General features: G+C 61.3%; 17 protein-coding genes. 5 read left to right on the forward strand and 12 right to left on the reverse strand.

All coding sequences use genetic code 11. The features are described from left to right. Window positions 1–85: 85 nt before the first annotated feature. From RM533_RS02375 to RM533_RS02410, 8 genes are all read right to left on the reverse strand, one after another. On the reverse strand, window positions 86–1,408 hold the full coding sequence (locus RM533_RS02375) for a TadA family conjugal transfer-associated ATPase (RefSeq protein ID WP_311339701.1): 1,323 nt from the start codon (window positions 1,406–1,408) through the stop codon (window positions 86–88). 386 nt (window positions 1,409–1,794) lie between these two features. Next, on the reverse strand, window positions 1,795–2,052 hold the full coding sequence (locus RM533_RS02380) for an ATP synthase F1 subunit epsilon (RefSeq protein ID WP_311339577.1): 258 nt from the start codon (window positions 2,050–2,052) through the stop codon (window positions 1,795–1,797). A gap of 4 nt (window positions 2,053–2,056) precedes the next feature. After that, window positions 2,057–3,526, reverse strand: coding sequence for a F0F1 ATP synthase subunit beta (atpD, locus tag RM533_RS02385; RefSeq protein WP_311339578.1), 1,470 nt, complete (start codon window positions 3,524–3,526; stop codon window positions 2,057–2,059). A gap of 28 nt (window positions 3,527–3,554) precedes the next feature. After that, a complete protein-coding gene (locus RM533_RS02390) occupies window positions 3,555–4,439 on the reverse strand; it encodes a F0F1 ATP synthase subunit gamma (RefSeq protein ID WP_311339579.1) in 885 nt (294 codons plus the stop codon). A 3-nt stretch (window positions 4,440–4,442) separates the two neighbouring features. Then, complete coding sequence (locus tag RM533_RS02395; RefSeq protein ID WP_311339580.1) at window positions 4,443–4,661, reverse strand: hypothetical protein; 219 nt, start codon at window positions 4,659–4,661, stop codon at window positions 4,443–4,445. Then, window positions 4,658–6,187 carry a F0F1 ATP synthase subunit alpha gene (gene atpA, locus RM533_RS02400; protein WP_311339581.1) on the reverse strand — a complete coding sequence of 510 codons (1,530 nt, stop codon included), beginning with the start codon at window positions 6,185–6,187 and terminating at the stop codon, window positions 4,658–4,660. Before atpA ends, RM533_RS02395 begins: the two co-directional genes overlap by 4 nt. A gap of 25 nt (window positions 6,188–6,212) precedes the next feature. Next, the gene (locus RM533_RS02405; protein WP_311339702.1) at window positions 6,213–6,767 is read right to left on the reverse strand and encodes a F0F1 ATP synthase subunit delta; all 555 of its coding nucleotides are present in this window, start codon (window positions 6,765–6,767) and stop codon (window positions 6,213–6,215) included. Between the two features lie 164 nt (window positions 6,768–6,931). Then, complete coding sequence (locus tag RM533_RS02410; protein ID WP_311339582.1) at window positions 6,932–8,617, reverse strand: S1 family peptidase; 1,686 nt, start codon at window positions 8,615–8,617, stop codon at window positions 6,932–6,934. A 146-nt stretch (window positions 8,618–8,763) separates the two neighbouring features. On the opposite strand from RM533_RS02410, the gene RM533_RS02415 reads away from it, so the two are divergent. After that, a complete protein-coding gene (locus RM533_RS02415; RefSeq protein WP_311339583.1) occupies window positions 8,764–9,375 on the forward strand; it encodes a methylated-DNA--[protein]-cysteine S-methyltransferase in 612 nt (203 codons plus the stop codon). On the opposite strand, the gene RM533_RS02420 is transcribed toward RM533_RS02415, so the two are convergent. After that, entirely contained in the window at window positions 9,372–10,970 is a 1,599-nt protein-coding gene (locus RM533_RS02420) for a cryptochrome/photolyase family protein (protein WP_311339584.1), read from the reverse strand. The genes RM533_RS02415 and RM533_RS02420 overlap by 4 nt on opposite strands. Window positions 10,971–11,019: 49 nt before the next feature. Further along, window positions 11,020–13,185 (reverse strand): primosomal protein N', encoded by a 2,166-nt coding sequence (locus RM533_RS02425; protein WP_311339585.1) that lies wholly within the window; start codon window positions 13,183–13,185, stop codon window positions 11,020–11,022. Window positions 13,186–13,252: 67 nt separating this feature from the next. Between RM533_RS02425 and RM533_RS02430 the strand changes: the two genes are divergently transcribed. The 4 genes from RM533_RS02430 (at window position 13,253) to cysS (ending at window position 18,580) form a co-directional block, all read left to right on the forward strand. Continuing rightward, the gene (locus RM533_RS02430; RefSeq protein WP_311339586.1) at window positions 13,253–13,948 is read left to right on the forward strand and encodes a DUF4197 family protein; all 696 of its coding nucleotides are present in this window, start codon (window positions 13,253–13,255) and stop codon (window positions 13,946–13,948) included. Window positions 13,949–14,086: 138 nt separating this feature from the next. Further along, on the forward strand, window positions 14,087–14,740 hold the full coding sequence (fsa, locus tag RM533_RS02435; RefSeq protein ID WP_311339587.1) for a fructose-6-phosphate aldolase: 654 nt from the start codon (window positions 14,087–14,089) through the stop codon (window positions 14,738–14,740). A gap of 10 nt (window positions 14,741–14,750) precedes the next feature. Further along, window positions 14,751–16,574, forward strand: a complete 1,824-nt coding sequence (cobT, locus tag RM533_RS02440) for a cobaltochelatase subunit CobT (protein WP_311339588.1) — start codon at window positions 14,751–14,753, stop codon at window positions 16,572–16,574. Between the two features lie 539 nt (window positions 16,575–17,113). After that, complete coding sequence (gene cysS, locus RM533_RS02445; RefSeq protein ID WP_311339589.1) at window positions 17,114–18,580, forward strand: cysteine--tRNA ligase; 1,467 nt, start codon at window positions 17,114–17,116, stop codon at window positions 18,578–18,580. Between the two features lie 68 nt (window positions 18,581–18,648). On the opposite strand, the gene RM533_RS02450 is transcribed toward cysS, so the two are convergent. Further along, the gene (locus tag RM533_RS02450; protein WP_311339590.1) at window positions 18,649–19,038 is read right to left on the reverse strand and encodes a hypothetical protein; all 390 of its coding nucleotides are present in this window, start codon (window positions 19,036–19,038) and stop codon (window positions 18,649–18,651) included. Next, complete coding sequence (locus RM533_RS02455) at window positions 19,028–19,228, reverse strand: hypothetical protein (protein WP_311339591.1); 201 nt, start codon at window positions 19,226–19,228, stop codon at window positions 19,028–19,030. Before RM533_RS02455 ends, RM533_RS02450 begins: the two co-directional genes overlap by 11 nt. Window positions 19,229–19,301: the final 73 nt, after the last annotated feature.

Consider the following 19,301-nt stretch of genomic DNA (forward strand, 5'->3'; position numbering starts at 1 on the left):
CGCGGTATGGAACCGGCACGGCATCTGGATCAAGGCTGCTGACTGGCGAAGAAGGCGCAAGGAATGCAGCGCCAGCAAGGAACCTTCACAGGCAGGCCTGAAGATAAGCCTGGTCGAACCCAAATTGCCGTGCTTTTTCAAGGGTGTAAGGGCGAAGGCCTGATGAGCGATATTCGCCCATGATCTTTCCGTCCGCTCCTTCGTCCAGATAATCGAACCGGAACAGTTCCTGGGTGACGATGACCTCGCCTTCCATGCCGATTACCTCAGTGATGCTCGTCGTCCGGCGTGATCCGTCCCGAAGCCTTTTTACCTGAACGATGAGATCAACAGATTCCGCGATCTGGCGGGAAATTGCCTCCTTCGGGATCTTGATGTCGCCCATCAGGATCATGTTTTCCATTCGGCCAAGACATTCGCGCGGGCTGTTGGCGTGCAGGGTACACATCGACCCGTCATGCCCGGTGTTCATCGCTGCAAGCAGGTCAAAGCATTCTGCGCCACGAATTTCACCAAGGATGATGCGATCTGGACGCATCCGCAATGCGTTCTTTACAAGGTCGCCAATGGTAATGGCACCCTGCCCCTCTAGATTGGCCGGCCGCGTTTCCAGCGGCAACCAGTGCGGTTGCTGCAGTCGCAACTCGGCCGCATCCTCGATCGTCAGGACACGCTCACCCGGATCGATCATCTTCGACAGGGCGTTGAGCATAGTGGTCTTGCCCGATCCGGTGCCCCCTGAAATAACGATATTCATCCGACAAGCGCCAGCGATCTTCAGCGTTGTAGCCATCTTCTCGCTCATGGATCCGAATTGCCGCAGCATGTCGATCGTGATCGGTTTTTCGGAGAATTTGCGAATGGAAATTGCCGTTCCACGCAGGCTGAGCGGCGGAACAATGACATTCACCCGACTGCCGTCTTTCAGACGGGCATCGGCAAGCGGTGTCGTCTGATCCACACGGCGGCCGACCTGATTGACGATGCGCTGGGCAATCTGAAACAGATGGCTCTCGTCGCGAAAACGGATCTGGGATAGTTGCAGTTGCCCTTTTCGCTCGATGTAGGTCTGCTGCGGCCCGTTCACCATGATGTCCGAAACGTCAGGGTCGGACAGCAGTTCTTCTAGAGGACCAAAACCAAGCAGTTCATCTATGAGGATTTTTTCCAGCGCGAACTGTTCACGACGGTTGAGCGTGATTTTCAGTTCTGACAGCACTTCCATGATGATCGGTCTGAACTCGTCCGAAAGTTCATCCTTGGATAACGCCGCAGCCGCTTCGGGATCGACACGCTCCAGCAAGCGCGGCAGCACCTGTTCCTTGATCTTGTGGAGACTGGCCGCAAACCCATCATCTGGTGCAGGTTGGTCGTTGGCTGCTCCGGCACGTTCGGCAAGCCGCTGCATGGCGGTAAGCCGATCCTGGCCAAGCGCGTCATGGTGATCCGGCGAGGTGTCGCGTGCGCTATTCTGTTCCTGCGGTGCAGGGTGGCCGCGCAACTCAGCGCTGCTTGTCATCGGTCGGGCTATGCCAAAACTGCGGCGCTGGCGAGGCGAGCCCTCAAACAGTTCCGCGCGACCTGAACCCTTCATTCCTCTTGCACCTTTGATCCAGCCTGCACCTGTCCGATCTGGCCGGACAGACAATCTGTAGCAGCTGTTGGTAAATCAGAAGTTACCGAGCTGGGCCTCGCACTCCGGATCTTTTGCAGATTGAAAAAGGCCACCGAACTGCGTGTTCGGCGGCCTTCAGATTTAAGTGGGATGGTATTTCTTTCAGTTAGCCGTTCGGTTCAGCCCGTCGCATGTTCGGCAAGCACTGTCAGGCGGCCATCGGCGACCTCGGCAAAACCGCCTTCGACGCTGATGACTTCAGGGGTGGCACCGGGCGATGCAAACACGCGCACATCGCCGTCGCGGATCGTCGCCATGAACGGCGCATGGCCGCCCAGCACGCCGAATTCGCCTTCGGTTCCGGGTACCACCACCATATGTACCTCTTGCGACCGGATCAGCCGGGCAGGGGTGACAAGTTCAAAGTGCAGCGCCATCGCGTCAGGCTTCCTCGGCCAGCATCTTGGCCTTGGCAACCGCCTCGTCGATACCGCCCACCATGTAGAACGCTGCTTCGGGTAGGTGATCGTACTCACCTTCAACCACTGCCTTGAAGGAGCGGATCGTATCCTCCACAGCGACGAACTTGCCCGGAATTCCGGTAAACACTTCGGCAACGTGGAAGGGCTGTGACAGGAACTTCTGGATCTTGCGCGCACGCTGGACAGTCAGCTTGTCCTCTTCGGACAGTTCATCCATGCCCAGAATGGCGATGATATCCTGCAGCGACTTGTACTTCTGCAAGGTTTCCTGAACGCGTCGTGCCGTCTCGTAATGCTCCTGTCCGACCACGCGCGGTTCCAGCACGCGGCTGGTGGAGTCGAGCGGATCGACCGCAGGATAGATTCCCAGTTCCGAAATTGCGCGGTTGAGCGTCGTTGTCGCGTCAAGGTGAGCAAAGGATGTGGCAGGAGCAGGATCGGTAAGATCGTCCGCGGGCACGTAAATCGCCTGTACCGAGGTGATCGACCCCTTTGTCGTGGAGGTGATGCGTTCCTGCAGCGCGCCCATATCGGTCGACAACGTCGGCTGATAGCCCACTGCTGATGGAATACGACCAAGGAGCGCAGACACTTCAGAGCCTGCCTGCGTGAAGCGGAAGATGTTGTCGACGAAGAACAGGACGTCCTGTCCTTCCTCGTCACGAAAATATTCTGCCATGGTGAGGCCGGACAGTGCGACGCGTGATCGAGCGCCCGGCGGTTCGTTCATCTGGCCGAACACCAGCGCAACCTTCGATCCTTCGGACGTGGCGTTGCCGTTCTCGTCCTTGGCAATGACACCGGCGTCGAGGAACTCATGGTAGAGGTCGTTGCCTTCGCGCGTGCGCTCACCCACGCCGGCGAACACCGACACGCCGCCGTGACCTTTCGCGATGTTGTTGATCAGTTCCTGGATCAGCACCGTCTTGCCGACACCTGCGCCGCCAAACAGGCCGATCTTGCCGCCCTTTGCATAAGGAGCAAGCAGGTCGATCACCTTGATACCGGTCACCAGAATGGCGTTCTCAGTGGATTGCTCGATAAATTCCGGCGCCTTGGCGTGGATCGGGGCTGTCTTTGCCGCGCCTACCGGGCCCATTTCGTCAATCGGCGCACCGACGACATTCATGATGCGGCCGAGAGTCTTGGGACCGACCGGCACCTGGATCTGCGAGCCGGTGTTGCGCACCTGCTGCCCACGCGTCAGTCCGTCGGTGCCATCCATCGCGATGGTGCGCACGGTGTTTTCGCCAAGGTGCTGCGCGACTTCGAGGACGAGCGTGTTGCCGCCATTGGTGGTTTCAAGCGCAGTCAGGATCGCAGGCAGTTCGCCTTCGAAGGTGACATCGACAACGGCGCCGATGATCTGGCTGATCTTGCCCTGAGCGGGAATATTGCTGGTGCTGTCAAACACGGGTGCAGTGGCCATGATGTGTCCTTGCCTTGCTGATCTTGCCTTAAAGCGCTTCGGCGCCGGCGATGATTTCGATGAGTTCGGTGGTGATCGCGGCCTGCCGGCTGCGGTTGTACTGAATGGTCAGCCGATCGATCAGATCGCCTGCATTGCGCGTGGCGTTGTCCATCGCAGTCATGGAAGCACCTTGCTCGGAGGCATTGTTTTCCAGCAGCGCCCCGAAAATCTGTGTCTTGAGATAGCGGGGCAGCAGCTGCGCGAGGATTTCTTCCTCGCCGGGTTCATAATCGACAACCGCACCGGCGCCGCTCTGGCTGGCGGCAGACGTATCCGGCGCGGGAACAGGGATGATCTGCTGCCTGGTGGGAACCTGCGTCAACGCCGACTGAAAGCGCGAGTAGAACAGATGTGCGATGTCGAATTGCCCATCATTGTACATTCCGATCAGCTCGTCTGCGATCTTCTCTGCCTCGCCGTAGCCGGGTTCGCGCACGTCAGTGGTGTCGAACTGAATACCGACACGGTCGGGATGGGCCCGCTTGATCGGTGCCCGCCCCTTGCGTCCTACGAGATAGAACTCAACTTCCTTGCCCTCTGCAAGAAGAGCCTTGGCCTTGGCAAGAGCAGCGCGCACGATGTTGGAGTTGAACGCACCGGCAAGACCCTTGTCGGAATTTGCCACCACCAGCAGATGCCGGCTGCTCGAGCCGGTACCGGTCAGCAGCCGTGGCGCGTTTTCGCTACTGCCCACGCGCGCGGACAGGCTGGCCATGACCGCCCCCAGCCGTTCGGCATAAGGGCGTGCAGCTTCAGCCGCGGCCTGTGCCTTGCGCAACTTCGCTGCCGCGACCATCTGCTTGGCCTTGGTGATCTTCTGGGTCGATTTGACCGAGTTGATCCGGCCTTTCAGTTCCTTGAGCGATGCCATTTCTTACGCTTTCATCGGCCTTGTTTCGGTCGGTTCAGGTGCCTTGACGAGCCAGCCCTCATATGGTGCGAACACGTCTCTGGTATAACCCTGCGCGTCGTGGAAATCGGGCGCAGCGTGGTCCTGCCACTCCTTGCAGATGATGATACCGGGAATGGCGCTGCACGCCGCCTTCATAGGCGTCGGCTTTACCGCAATGTTCGCACGATAGGTCAAGCTCACGCGAACTGCTTGGCGAAGCTATCGAGAGCCGCAATGGTCTGCTGCTTGGCTTCGTCACCGAAGTCCTTGGTGCTGCGGATCAGGTCCAGCGTTGCGGCGTGCTGCGAACGCATGAAGGCCAGCATTGCCGCTTCATATTCGGTCACCCGGTCCACCGGCACCGCGTCGAGATAGCCGTTCGTGCCAGCAAAGATCGACAAGGTCTGTTCCTCGAACGGCAGAGGCGAGAACTGCGGCTGCTTCAGCAATTCGGTCAAACGCGCACCACGGTTCAGCAGCCGCTGCGTCGACGCATCGAGATCCGAGCCGAACTGCGCAAAGGCGGCCATTTCGCGATATTGCGCCAGCTCCAGCTTGATCGAGCCCGACACTTTCTTCATCGCCTTCGTCTGGGCGGCGGACCCGACGCGGGACACCGACAGGCCGACGTTGATGGCCGGACGCACGCCTTGGTAGAACAAGCCTGTTTCCAGAAAGATCTGGCCATCGGTGATGGAGATCACGTTGGTCGGAATATAGGCGGACACGTCGCCGGCCTGCGTCTCGATGATAGGGAGCGCGGTCAGCGAACCTGCGCCCATCTCGTCGTTCATCTTGGCCGCGCGTTCCAGCAGGCGGGAGTGCAGGTAGAACACGTCGCCCGGATACGCTTCGCGGCCCGGCGGACGACGCAGCAGCAGCGACATCTGGCGATAGGCGACTGCCTGCTTGGACAGATCGTCATAAACGATCACCGCATGCATGCCATTGTCGCGGAAGAATTCGCCCATCGCGCAGCCGGTGTAGGGCGCGAGGAACTGCAACGGGGCAGGTTCCGACGCGGTGGCGGCGACCACGATGGAGTATTCCATCGCGCCATTTTCTTCGAGGCTGCGCACGATCTGCGCCACGGTCGAACGCTTCTGGCCGACGGCGACATAGATGCAATAAAGCTTCTTCGTCTCATCATCGCCGGCGTTCGGACCCTTCTGGTTGATGAAGGTGTCGATCGCGACGGCGGATTTGCCGGTCTGACGGTCGCCGATGATCAGTTCGCGTTGACCCCGGCCGATCGGCACCAGCGCGTCGATCGCCTTCAATCCCGTTTGCACTGGTTCGTGCACGGATTTGCGCGGGATGATGCCCGGTGCCTTGGATTCGACCCGGCGACGCTCGCTTGCCACGATCGGGCCCTTGCCGTCGATCGGATTGCCAAGCGCGTCGACGACACGGCCAAGCAGACCCTTGCCGACGGGCACATCGACGATGGTGCCGGTCCGCTTGACCTGATCGCCTTCCTTGATCGCGGCGTCCGAGCCGAAGATCACGACGCCAACATTGTCCGCTTCCAGATTGAGGGCCATGCCCTGCACACCGTCGGCAAACTCCACCATCTCGCCGGCCTGAACCTTGTCGAGACCGTGGATACGGGCGATGCCGTCACCGACCGACAGCACGCTGCCCACTTCGCTGACCTGCGCTTCGGTGCCGAAGCTGGCGATCTGGTCCTTGATGACCTTGGAAATTTCTGCGGCGCGGATATCCATTATCAGCCTTCCTTAAAAGCTTGGCTCAGCCCTTCATCGCCTGGGCGAGGGAATTCAGTCGAGTGCGGATGGAGCTGTCGATCTGGCGGCTGCCGATCTTCACTACCAGGCCGCCGAGAATATGTGCATCGACATGCGTGCGAACCTTGACATCGCGCCCTTCACGCGCAGTCAGTTTCTGCGTCAGAGTGGCAATCTGACCATCGTCCAGCGGATACGCGCTGGTCACATCGGCGGTGACTTCGCCGCGCTGCGCCGCCGCGATGGCATGGAAAGCGCGGATCATGTCGGGCAGAGCGGCCAACCGGCGGTTCTGCGCCAGCACGCCGAGGAAATTGCGAGTCAGCGGCGCGAGGCCAAGCAAATCGGCAATGCCGCCGATCGCACTGCCTGCCTGACCACGGGAAATCTCCGGATCGCGAATCAGGGAGCGGAAGTCTGCCGACGAAGCCAGCGCATCGCGCAAGGCGTCGCAGTCGCGCTCCACTGCCGTCACCTGATTGTGCTCCACCGCAAGGTCGAACAGCGCCGATGCATAGCGCCCTGCTAGGCTAGCCTTGATGCCGCCGGAAATATCCACGCGCCTGTCGTTCCTCTTGACCGGAAGATGTGCCTTCTTGTGCAGCGAACGCACGCGCCACCCACAGGGGTGCAGGCGGCGTCCATTCACGAGGGCGCGCCTAGCAAGGCCAGCTTCTTTTAGCAACCGTCCAGCACTGCTTTTGGCAATCGTGCCCGCTGATTTCAACCAGCGGGTGGAAAGCCGCCTGCTGCTGTAGCAGGAGCATCATTGCCGATCAGACCCGGCTCAGGCTCGCAGGTATGGACCAGCCGCTCATTGGGAAGGACGGGGAGCAGGGCGCGGATCGCTTCCTGCTGTTGGCCAAGCTCGCGAGCGGCCAGCTCGCCTGCGCCACATGCCGGAGCTTCGAAGCGGGCCCGCTCGACCCGGATGGCTTCCAGGGTCGGCAGATCGACGAAATAGCGGTCGGTGATGAACGTCCGGGCTTGTGGGTCGTAGCTGTCGATGACGATCGCCTGCTCCCTCTCCTCCAGCTTCAGCCGGGACCATTGCCCGCCCGCATCGCCAAACTGCGTCTGCCCGTTTGCGCAGCCGTCTGCATCCCACCGCAACGCCACGTCGGGAGTTTGGGATACCGTCACCCGGCTGCGGTCAGGCAGCAGGCGGCACACAAAACTGCCGCCTTCCAGCATTTTCTGTGTGCTGGTCTGCAAAAGCGGCGGGTCGCGCGGCGCCTTGCGCGCTGCCTGTTCGGCCGCTGCGCCACGTGCTTCGACCTCGGCGATGGAAGGCCGCTGGGTCCAGGCGACGATCGCGCCGCCAAGGCACACCGCTGCGAACACTGCGGCAGCAAGCGCCAGTTCGCGCCGCTCCCGCTCGAACAGCATTGCCGCGCCACCCGCCGACAGCAGCATCGCGACCAGCAATATGCCGGCAAGTGCCATCATCTGTTCCCGATTGTCGATGGCTTGCAGTTCGGCTGTCCGGCGCGCCCGCTCCGCTTCGGCCTGCTGCTGCGCCGCTCGGTTGGCAAGCCGGGCCTGCGCGGCAGCCTCTGTGCGCAGGTCAAGCGCATCCTGCCCGAGCGCGAACTCGGCCAGGGAGCGGCAGGGCTGCGCCGAGATCGCGACATCCACTCCTGCTGCGCGCAGGAACGGGACCAGCTCGCGGCCGGACACCGCGAAGTAGAATTCCGAATCGCTGTTGTTTTCGCTGATGGTGCCAAAGCTGTTGACCCCGACCACGCGGCCGCAGGGGTCGAGCAATGGCCCGCCGGAATTGCCGACGCCAATGGGCGCGGTATGCAAGATGGTGTCATACAAGGTGGAACTGCGTCCGCCCGAAACCTGGCCGCGCGTCTTTACCGGGGCCTGCGGCGAGGTCAGCCCGTCAAGACCAAGTCCCAACGCCTGGTCGACATTGGCGGGATAGCCGACTGCAAACACGTCGGACCCGTCGTCCACCGGCCGCGCATACAAGGTGGCAGGTGGCAAGGTGGCATCCTCGGTCAGTTCGACAAGAGCCAGGTCGATCCTGGAGGCGACCTTCACGACGCGGGCAAAATAGCCGGTCCGGCCTTGTGCAGGTACAATGCCAAGCCGCAGGCCCGGGTCCTGAAGCAGCGGTGCAAGCACATGGGCATTGGTGACGATCAGCTTTGGCGTGACGGCAAAACCGGTGCCATGGCCGATCACGTCATAGCCACTTGCATCGCGTTGTACGATCACGACCCGCACCACGCTGCGAGCCGCGGCATTGATGTCGGTGCTGTCCGCCCGCGCGAGCCCTGCACTGGCCAGAAGACCTGCACCTGCCAGCATGACAAGCAGGATTGCATAATGCAGCCAGGGACCAGGGACACGAAGATGAAGGGCGAACAAGGCTGCTCCTGTAGATGATGGGGGCATGAGACGAAGACCCTCTAGCTGCAAACCGCGCTTGATGGCAGGGGAAGAAAGGCGCAGACCTAACAATTGGTCCGATTTGCTCCTTCATGGCCGGTGCGGCGCAGAGGATGGGCCAAGTTGATGGGCCAAGTTGATGGGAGCGCCAGATGATGGAGCCAATCGCAATGGACCGGAAAGATTCCAGCGGTTCTGCTCCTACGGCTCGAGACAGGCGCGAGGTGATCCACTGGACCTTGCAATCGACAGAACTGGGCCCGCTGCTGATCGCGGCGACAGGCGCAGGGCTATGCCTCTTGTCATTCGACACATCGCGCGATGCACTTGCTGCACGCTTTGCAAGGGCGCGGCTGGTGGAGGGCGGAGGAATGCTCGATCGATTGGCCGAACCCATCCTTGCGGCCATGACGTTCGCCGGCAGGACGACGCCTGCACCAGACAACGAGACCGGGCATGGCGAGAGGAAGACGGCCGTGCACCACCTGCCGTTCGACCTGCGCGGTACTGCGTTCCAGCAAAGCGTGTGGGCGCAGCTGCGTCTGATCCCGCGCGGGCAGACCCGATCCTATCAGCAGATCGCAACCGCGATCGGTCGGCCGGGCGCCACACGTGCGGTAGGCAGCGCCAATGGTGCGAACCCGATTGCTGTGCTGATCCCCTGCCATCGGGTGATCCGGGCAGATGGCACAATTGGTGGTTATGCCCATGGCGCGGCGCTGAAGCACGAACTGCTCCGCCGCGAAGGCGTGGTTCTGGGCTAAGGCTCGATTCCGACAGCAGGTAAGCCAGTTTGCCCGTCAGGTTCGTCACGTGCCCAGCCGGGCCGGGCCGGCTCCAGCGAGGCAAGAAAAGCCTCTGCCGTGGCGAGGTAATCGGCGCGCTTCTTCTCGGCCATCCGATCCCAGGTTGAAAAGACCCGTGCAACCCGGCTGTTGTTTTCCAGCAGGCGACGGTTGCGCACCATGAAGTGCCAGTACAGCGAATTGAACGGGCACGCGCCTTCGCCCGTCTTGCGCGACACGACATAGCGGCAATCGCTGCAATAATCGGACATCCTGTTGATGTAATTGCCACCGGCGGCATAGGGTTTGGATGCCAGCCGGCCCTTGTCCGCCCACAGGGCCATCGCACCGACATTAGGCAGCTCCACCCATTCGTAGGCGTCGGCATAAACGACCAGGAACCAGTCCTCGAGATCCTGCGGCAGCACGCCTGCAATCAGCGCAAAATTGCCCAGGACCATCAGCCGCTGGATATGATGGGCATGCGCATTGTCGCGAGTCGAACGCACGCAATCGGCGAGGCACCGCATGTCGGTTTCGCCCGTCCAGTAGAACTCGGGCAGCGGGCGCGTTGCATCAAGCGCGTTCGCAGCGCGCAATTCCGGCATTTCAAACCAGTACATGCCGCGGATGAACTCCCGCCAGCCGATGATCTGGCGGATAAAACCCTCGGCCGCGTTGAGCGGTGCCTTGCCGGCGCGCCACGCCGCCTCTGCCTTGCGGCACACGGCGAGAGGATCGAGCAGCCCGAGGTTGAGCGAGGTGGACAGCAGCGAATGGAACAGATCATCCTCGCCATGCACCATCGCATCCTGATATTTGCCAAAGCAGGGCAGACGCTGTTCGATGAAGGCATCGACGGCAGTTTGGGCCTGCGACGCGGTGACCGGCCAGCTGAAGCTGTCAAGAGTGCCGAAATGGTCGCCGAACTCCTGTTCGACCAGCGCGATCACGGCCTGTGTCACCGCGTCAGGTCTGAACTTGGGCGTGGGCGGCGGGTCCATGCTGTCATCGGGTGACGCGCGGTTCTGCGCATCGTAATTCCATTGCCCGCCAGCCGGTTCATCGTCGCCGTCCATCAGCAGCCCGGTTTGGCGGCGCATGTCGCGATAGAAATATTCCATGCGGATTTCGCGCCGCCCCTGCGCCCAGCCGATGAACTGCGGAATGGAGCACAGGAAGCGATCATCGGGCAGAATGTCGAACCGGCACGACAGGCTGGATTTGAGGGTGTTGAGATCCTGCAGCACGCGCCATTCGCCCGGCTCCACAATGCGAATGGCTTTGGCGTTGTGGCGTGCGGCGGCGCGTGTGATCTCTCCTGAAAAACTGCCGGTGTTGTCAGGGTCGAGCAGCTCGATGTAATCGACAGTCCAGCCATCGGCCCGCATCGCTTCGGCAAAATGGCGCATCGCCGACAGGATCAGCACGATCTTCTGCTTGTGATGCCTGACGTAGGTCGTCTCCTCCCGCACCTCCATCAGCAACAGCACGGTGCCTTCTTTCGTGCAGCCGCGCAGGCTGGCAAGGTCGGGCGAAAGCTGATCACCGAGGATCGGAACAAGAACAGTCATGGTCGGCAAGGAACCTTCTTTGAACAGATGCCCCTGCAAGCCGCAAGGCTCACACGAAGCTGTACGGATCGATATCGATGCCAACGCGCACACCGGCTGGAAAGTTCATGTCTGACAACCAGTTTCTGAGCGTTTCCTGCAAGGCTGCACTGCGTCGTGCATTGATCAGCAGCCGGTAACGATAGCGTCCGCGCAGCAGCGACAGAGGGGCCGGGGCAGGGCCATAGACCGCCAGATCGTCAAGACGCGGCGCGGCCCCGCCGATTGCGCGGGCGGCATCGCGCGCCTCCTGTTCCGTTTCACTGGACACGATGATCGCGGCCCAGCGGCCGAATGGCGGTGCGCCTGCATGACGCCGCGCTTCCGTTTCGGCAGCATAGAATGCGTCGCGATCCCCCGAGGCAAGCGCGCTGATGACAGCAGCATCGGGGTGGCGGGTCTGGATCAGCACCTCGCCGCGCTTGGCCGCACGCCCGGCGCGGCCGGCAACCTGCGCAATCTGTTGATAGGATCGTTCCGCTGCCCGCAGATCGCCGCCTTCAAGGCCAAGATCGGCATCGATCACACCCACCAGGGTGAGCTCGGGGAAATGATAACCCTTTGTCACCAGTTGCGTGCCGACAATCACGTTGATTGCGCCTTGCTCTGCTGCCTCGACGAAGGCGCCGATCCGTTCAGGGCTGGACAGCGTGTCGGAAGTGGCGATCGCAACCCGCGCCTGCGGGAACAGCTCTGCGACCTCGTCTGCGATCCGCTCCACGCCCGGCCCGCACGCGGTCAGGCAATCGGCCTCGCCGCACTCGGGGCAGCGATCAGGGTTGGGAACCTCGTGCCCGCAATGATGGCAGGCCAGCCGGCGCGACAATCGATGCTCCACCAGCCAGGCCGAGCAATTCGGACATTCAAAGCGATATCCGCAGGTCCGGCACAGCGTCAGCGGGGCATAGCCGCGCCGGTTGAGAAAGAGCAGCGATTGCTCGCCGCGTTCCAGCCGCGCGGCCATGCCTGTCACCAGCGGCGGCGCGATCCAGCGTCCGCGCGGCGGCACCTGTTCGCGCAGGTCGACGATGGCGATATCCGGCAGGGTAGCGCTGCCGTAACGGCCGGGCAGGTCAAGCTTGCGGTAAACACCGGCCTCGGCCATCTGCAGGCTTTCCAGCGCGGGGGTCGCACTGGCCAGGATTACGGGCACCTGTTCGAACCGGGCGCGCATCACTGCCACATCCCGGGCATTGTACCGCACGCCATCGTCCTGCTTGAAGCTGATCTCGTGCGCTTCATCGACAATGATGAGACCCAGGTCGGCAAATGGCAGAAACAGCGCGGATCGTGCGCCCACCACCACCTGCGCGCCGCCGCTTGCCACCTGCCGCCAGGCGCGGCGGCGCTGGGACTGCTTCTGGCTTGAATGCCACACGACAGGCGGCGCGCCAAAGCGGCTTTCGAAGCGCTTGAGGAAGTTTTCCGTCAGCGCGATTTCGGGCAGCAGGACCATGACCTGCCGGTCGCGGCGCATGGCCTCGGCAATGGCTTCGAAATAGGTTTCGGTCTTGCCCGAGCCTGTCACGCCATCGAGCAGGAAAGGCGCAAAAGTGGCTTGCTGCACCGCATTGATCAGCTCGTCAGCGACTTGGCGTTGCGTGTCGTTAAGCTGCGGCGCAGCGTATTCGGCGTTGGCAGGGGCATACGGGCGGTCGATCGACACTTGCACCGGCTCCATTGCAGAACAATGGATCAGTCCGCGCAGCACTCCTTCTGACACGCCGGCAATTGCGGCAAGTTCGCGCATGGTGCCCTGTCTGCCTGCCAGTGCAGCAAGCGCGGCGCTGCGTTGCGCAGTGAGCCTTGCCGGCACTGTTCCTGAAAGCCTGTACTCGGTGATCGTTCCTCCGCCCTTGAGGGCAGCGCCTGACGACAGGCTCATGCGTGCTACGCTGGCAAGCGGTGCGCAGTAATAATCGGCGGTCCATTCGATGAGCCGGCGCAGCGCGGCAGCGATTGGCGGCACGGGCAAGACCGCGACCAGCGGGCGCAGGCGCTGGTCGGCGACCTCGCCGCCGGGCAGGCGGTCGGCTTCCCAGACCACCCCTGTCACTTGCCGCGGACCGAGCGGCGCGATAACCACGCTGCCATGGTCAAGCGCCATTCCTTCGGGCACGCTGTAATCGAGCGGACCCAATGCGGCATTAAGGACAAGAAGGCGAACACGGTTCATGGGATGCCTGCTATATGGACCGGGATCGGAAAATTGCGAAACACAAGATCAAAACAGGAGTGCGCTGATGCCCCCACTTGCTTTGGAAACACGCCGCGGCTTCATTGCCCGGTCTGCTGGCGTTGCCGTAACGGGGGCACTGGCGCTCACCCTGCCTGGCTGTGCAGCCTATCGGCAGGCCAGCCTCGCTGACGCGATCCAACGGCTGCTCACGCGTTCCTCGCAAGATGCCTTTGCCCGGTTGCTGGCGCCTGACGGCTTTCTGGATGCAGGCCTTGGGCGGGAAGATCTTGGGGAATTGCTTGGTCCGCAAAGAAGTGCAGCCTTGGCAACCATCCTTCGCGCGCCACAGGTCCGGCAGAGGCTGGACCAGACCTTGAACACGGTTGCAGCGGACGCAGCGCAAACCGCCGCACCGCAGATCGCTGACGCAGTGCGGCTGATCGGGATCGACAACGCGCGTGATCTGGTAAATGGAGCACCATCTTCTGCCACTGCGGCACTGCGTGCGGCGATGGGGCGTCGGCTGCTTGACATCATGGTGCCGCAGGTATCGCAAGGGTTGCGCATCATCGAGGATCCCGTGATCGGCCCGGCGCTGTCGCAGCTTGCGGGCATCAATCTGCAGAATGTCACTGCCTTGCTTGCGGGCCGCATCGAGGAGACAATCTGGGCAGAGATCGGCCGACAAGAGGCCATGATCCGCGCAAATCCTGCTGCCACCGGAGACCGGCTGCTGCAGGAAATATTTGGGGCCAGCTGATTTTGTCTGGCTGAACGTTAGCAGAGTGCAGGCAGGGGGGCTGGCACTTGGCGGCCTGCCTGCATATAGGCTTTCAGGACCCGCCCGTTCGCACTGATCGACACTCGCTCACCCATTTTCCTCAAGAGGCCAGCAGCCATGAAATTCTTTGCCGATACCGCCGACATCGCCGACATCGCCGACCTTGCGCAAACCGGGCTTCTTGACGGGGTGACGACCAACCCGACGCTGATCGCACGATCGGGCCGCAATTTTCTTGAGGCGACAAGGGAGATCTGCGCTCTTGTGGATGGTCCGGTCAGCGCAGAAGTGGTCGCTGCCGATCATGACACGATGATGCAGGAGGCGGAAATCCTGCGGCGGATTGCCGATAACGTCTGCATCAAGGTGCCGCTGACGATTGACGGGCTGAAAACCTGCCGCAAGCTGACCGACGATGGCACCATGGTCAATGTCACATTGTGCTTCTCAGGGGCGCAGGCATTGCTCGCGGCAAAAGCGGGTGCGACTTTCGTGTCCCCCTTTGTCGGGCGGCACGACGACAACGGGTTCGATGGCATGGACTTGTTGCGCGACATTCGCCTCATCTATGACAATTACGCTTTTGAAACCGAGATCCTTGCTGCGTCGATCCGTCACCCGATCCATGTCCTTGAAGCGGCCCGTATCGGCGCCGATGTCGCCACCATGCCGCCCAAGGTCATCCGTTCGCTTGCCAATCACGTGCTGACCGAACGCGGCCTGGAAGGGTTTACCGCCGATTGGGCAGCGTCCGGCCAGTCGATCCTGTAGGCCGATACCAATGGCCGATCAGACCCCGCTCGACCGCTTTCGTGCGGCATTGACTGCAACGGCGCGTGCCGTTGCACAAGAGCCGGAGCTTGATGTCGCCTGGACTTCGGATGAGCCGTCCGAAGCTGGCACCACTGTGCGCGTGCCCATGCCGGGACGTAACCTTGAGAGAGGCCCGGTCGCAGCAGCGCGCGGTGTTGCCGACGGTTTTGCGCTCAAGCAGCGCTTCCATGACCCGCAACGTCACCGGCGCAGCCGACCGGCCGAACCTGTCGCAGCCGCCGCATACGATGCGGTGGAGCAGGTCCGCTGGGAAGCGCTGGGCGGCAACGCCATGTCCGGCATGCGGAAAAACCTGGCCGCCGCGCTCGACAGGCGGCTGATGACGGATCCTATCGTGCGGGCAGAAAATGCGCAGGATGTGCCGATCGCCACTGCCCTTGCGCTGCTGCTGCGTGAGCGTCTGACAGGCGAGCGGACGCCGCCTGCTGCGAGTGAGGGTGTCGAGTTGCGGCGCGAACAGATCGTTGCGGCAATCGGTGACGATCTCGACAGGCTTGCCGATACCATGGCCGATCAGGCAGAATTCCAGCAACAGGCGCTCACCCTGCTCGAACACCTTGAACTGATTGCGCGTGAACCTGAACCGGACGAGACGGACGAAGGCGGCGACGAACCCGAAGGGGAAGACAGCGAGGAGCAGGATCAGGATACCGCCGAACCCGAGCAGGACGATATGCGTGCCGAGGACCAGCCGGGCGAAGGCGAGGATGGCGATAATGGCGAGGGCGATGGCGATGATGACGGCGACGGGGAGGCGGACGCAGAAGCCGATGACAGCGAAGGCAGTGAAGATGGCATGCTGCCCGTGCGCCCTAACCGGCCGTGGTCCGAACTTCCTGACGATTTCGACTACAAGGCATACACCACCGATTTCGACGAGGTGGTCGCCGCGCATGATCTTTGCGATGAAGAGGAACTGAACCGCCTGCGCGCCTATCTCGATGCGCAGCTCAAGGGATTGCAGGGCGTAGTGACCCGGCTGGCCAACCGCTTGCAGCGCCGGTTGATGGCGCAACAGAACCGGAGCTGGGATTTCGACCAGGAAGAGGGCATGCTGGACGCTGCCCGGCTGGCGCGGGTCGTCACCATGCCGGGTCACGCCCTGTCCTACAAGGTGGAGCGCGACGTCGCGTTCAAGGATACCGTGGTAACGCTGCTGATCGACAATTCAGGCTCGATGCGCGGGCGTCCCATCTCCATTGCAGCGATCAGTGCTGATGTGCTGGCGCGGACCCTTGAGCGGTGTGGGGTCAAGACCGAGATCCTCGGCTTTACCACCCGCGCCTGGAAAGGCGGACAATCGCGCGAACAATGGCTCTCCAATGGGAAGCCGGCGACGCCGGGGCGGCTCAACGACCTGCGCCATGTCGTCTACAAGCAGGCGGACGAGCCGTGGCGCCGTGCGCGTCGCAATCTCGGCCTGATGATGCGCGAGGGTCTGCTGAAGGAAAACATCGACGGCGAGGCGTTGCTGTGGGCACACTCGCGGCTGCTGATGCGGCACGAGGACCGCCGCATCCTGATGGTCATTTCAGACGGTGCGCCGGTGGACGATTCCACTTTGTCTGTGAACAGCGGCGGCTATCTTGAAATGCATTTACGCAAGGTGATCGACTGGATCGAGAACAAATCTCCCGTGCAGCTTGTCGCCATCGGTATCGGCCACGATGTCACACGCTATTACCGGCGTGCAGTCACAATCATGGATGCCGAACAGCTTGGCGGCACCATGATCGAACAATTGGCTGGCCTGTTCGAAGGCGACGGATGATTAACGAAACCGTTGTGTCACAAGCGTCTGGCGATGCCCACGTAAGGCTGATGGCGAAAGAATACCGCCTCGGGTAAAAGGAGCGATGGACGATATCACGGAAGTGTTCCCCCGTTCCCTATGTGCCCGAACAAGCTTCAGAAGGATCGGCGCTGCTTGCATTGACACGGCGCATCTTGACAACAGCAACTTGCAGCGGCCCCGACCCGACGATCGTTACGTTTATGCAACGTTGGTTATTGTAATCGTGCTCGCCAGATTGACAGTGCCAGCCTTGCGGCTCCAAAATCGAATTCTGATGAACAAAAGATATGTTGAAGGACTTGGCGAAGCGCATTGCTAATTCGAATCGATCCGACCCAATAAACGTAGTTCCAGACCAACTGATTGGACTTTTCGAACCGCAGTTGTTGCGCAATTTCGCGGTCAAGGTTCAAAATTGGCCATACCGCTGGATTGGTAATATTCTTTCATGGTGAGAAGCCGTTGAACAACGTGTCGAAAACCTTATTGCATCTCTTGGGGCGCCTCGCATTTCGATGAAATCTTCCTTGCACCTGTTCAATTCGCTCACCCGAAAGCGGGAACCGTTCGTGCCTGTTCATGCAGGTGAGGCGCGGGTCTACACCTGTGGTCCGACGGTCTACAATTACGCACACATCGGCAATTTGCGTGCGTATGTATTCGCCGATGTCCTTGGCCGGACGCTGATCTGGAAAGGCTATACCCTGCGCCATATCATCAACATTACTGATGTGGGGCATCTGACTGATGACGCCGATGCGGGTCAGGACAAGCTGGAAGAGGCGGCACGCTCACGGTCGCAGTCGATCTGGGATCTTGCGCGCCATTACACACAAGCTTTTCAGGACGATGTGGCAGCGCTCAACATCCGCGCGCCGTCCCGGTGGACCATCGCGACAGAATACGTCCCGCAGATGATTGCGTTTGCCCAATCCATCGCGGATGCGCACTGCTATGAACTCGACAGCGGGCTCTATTTCGACACTGCGTCCGTCAGTGATTACGGGCGACTGGCGCGGCAGGCAACAGACGCAGGCGAGGGGCGCATCGACGCGGTGGCGGGCAAACGCCAGCCAGCCGATTTCGCCATCTGGCGCAAGACGCCGCCGGGTGAAGTGCGGCAGATGGAATGGGACTCGCCGTGGGGGCGCGGCGCTCCTGGCTGGCATCTTGAATGCAGCGTGATGAGCGGCGAATTGCTCGGCTTTCCGTTCGACATTCACACCGGCGGGATCGACCACCGCGAAATTCATCACCCTAACGAGATCGCGCAGAACCAGGCCTTTCGTGGTTGCGGATCGCTCGATGATGCGGATCATTCAGGTGCCCGTATCTGGATGCACAACAATTTTCTGGTCGACCGCACGGGCAAGATGAGCAAGTCGTCGGGTACGTTCCTGCGCCTGCCGCTGCTGGTCGCAAAAGGCTATCACCCGCTGGCCCTGCGCCTGATGTATCTGCAGGCGCATTACAGGAGCGAACTGGAATTTTCCTGGGAAGGGCTGGCCGCAGCACTGACCCGATTGAAACGCATGCTGATTGCCGCTCGCAAACTGGTGCCTTGCGTGCCCGAGGTTGCGCAGCAGGCAGATGTGGCGCAACGGCTTGCCGATGTGCGTCTGGTCGCGCTGCTCGACAGGTTCGACGCGGCTCTGGCAGACGATCTCAACACCCCTGTTGCGCTCACCATTCTTGATGAGGCACTGGCCGCACGCAAGGTTCCGGCCGATGAGCAGGCGATCCTGGTAAGCGCATTGATGTCGGCGCTGGGCCTTTCTCTGCCCAGCAGGGAGGAATTGCGTATCCGCCCCGCAGCAGCGCAGCTGACCACGCGAGAGGTCGAAGAAGCGCTGCAGCAGCGCCGGCAATCGCGCGAAGCAAAGGATTTCGCAACCTCCGACGCCATCCGCGATGAGCTTGCGCAAAATGGCGTCGAGGTAATGGACGGCGATCCGCTGGAGTGGGAATGGGTGCCCCACTAAGCAGTGGTAATGAGTCAGGCGGACCGGCGCATGCAAGCGCTGCAAATCATTCCCGGTGTCCGTTGCGGTCAGTGATCCTCGAGCATCAGCAACTCGATATCAACGTTCATCCAGGGTTCGGGCAGCCACCGGCTTTCCACTGCCTTTACAGCAGCATCGGCAACAAGCTGCCCTAGAATGCCGAATTCATGATCGGGCAGCGCGGCAATGAACGCTTCGCCGGCGCGGACTGCACCTTGACCGGAAAAGACGAGCTTCATGGTGTGCCGGGCTCCGGAAAAAGTGATGCTTGCCCATGGCATCTGCGTATGGATCACCAGCGCAGCTGCATGCCCCGACAGCGCCAGAACCGCGTCTGCCAGTCGATCTGCATTGCAGCGCGCACGACGACGAGGCGGACGTCTTGATAATGACGAGGAAAGAGGCGCTTCGTAAAGGATCGATGTTTCACAGGACATGGCTGCTCTCCACGGATTTCACATTATAGTTGTTCATGAAATGTTCTACCCTGATCACCATGCGACGGCGCGGTTCACGGCCTTTTCTGAGATCAAGCACGAGGCGCGGGTCACGCACCGCAAGCCGGCCGAATTTGGTATCGGGCATGCCGGTGCGCCGCAGAAACTTTTCGATATCCCTTATCAGCATTGTAACCTCCCTGTTGCCGGTGCCGAATACGATGATTCGGCATAGGATTTATCCTTTGTTCTGGCATAAAATC

Source organism: Croceicoccus esteveae (assembly GCF_031846435.1).
GTDB lineage: Bacteria > Pseudomonadota > Alphaproteobacteria > Sphingomonadales > Sphingomonadaceae > Croceicoccus > Croceicoccus esteveae.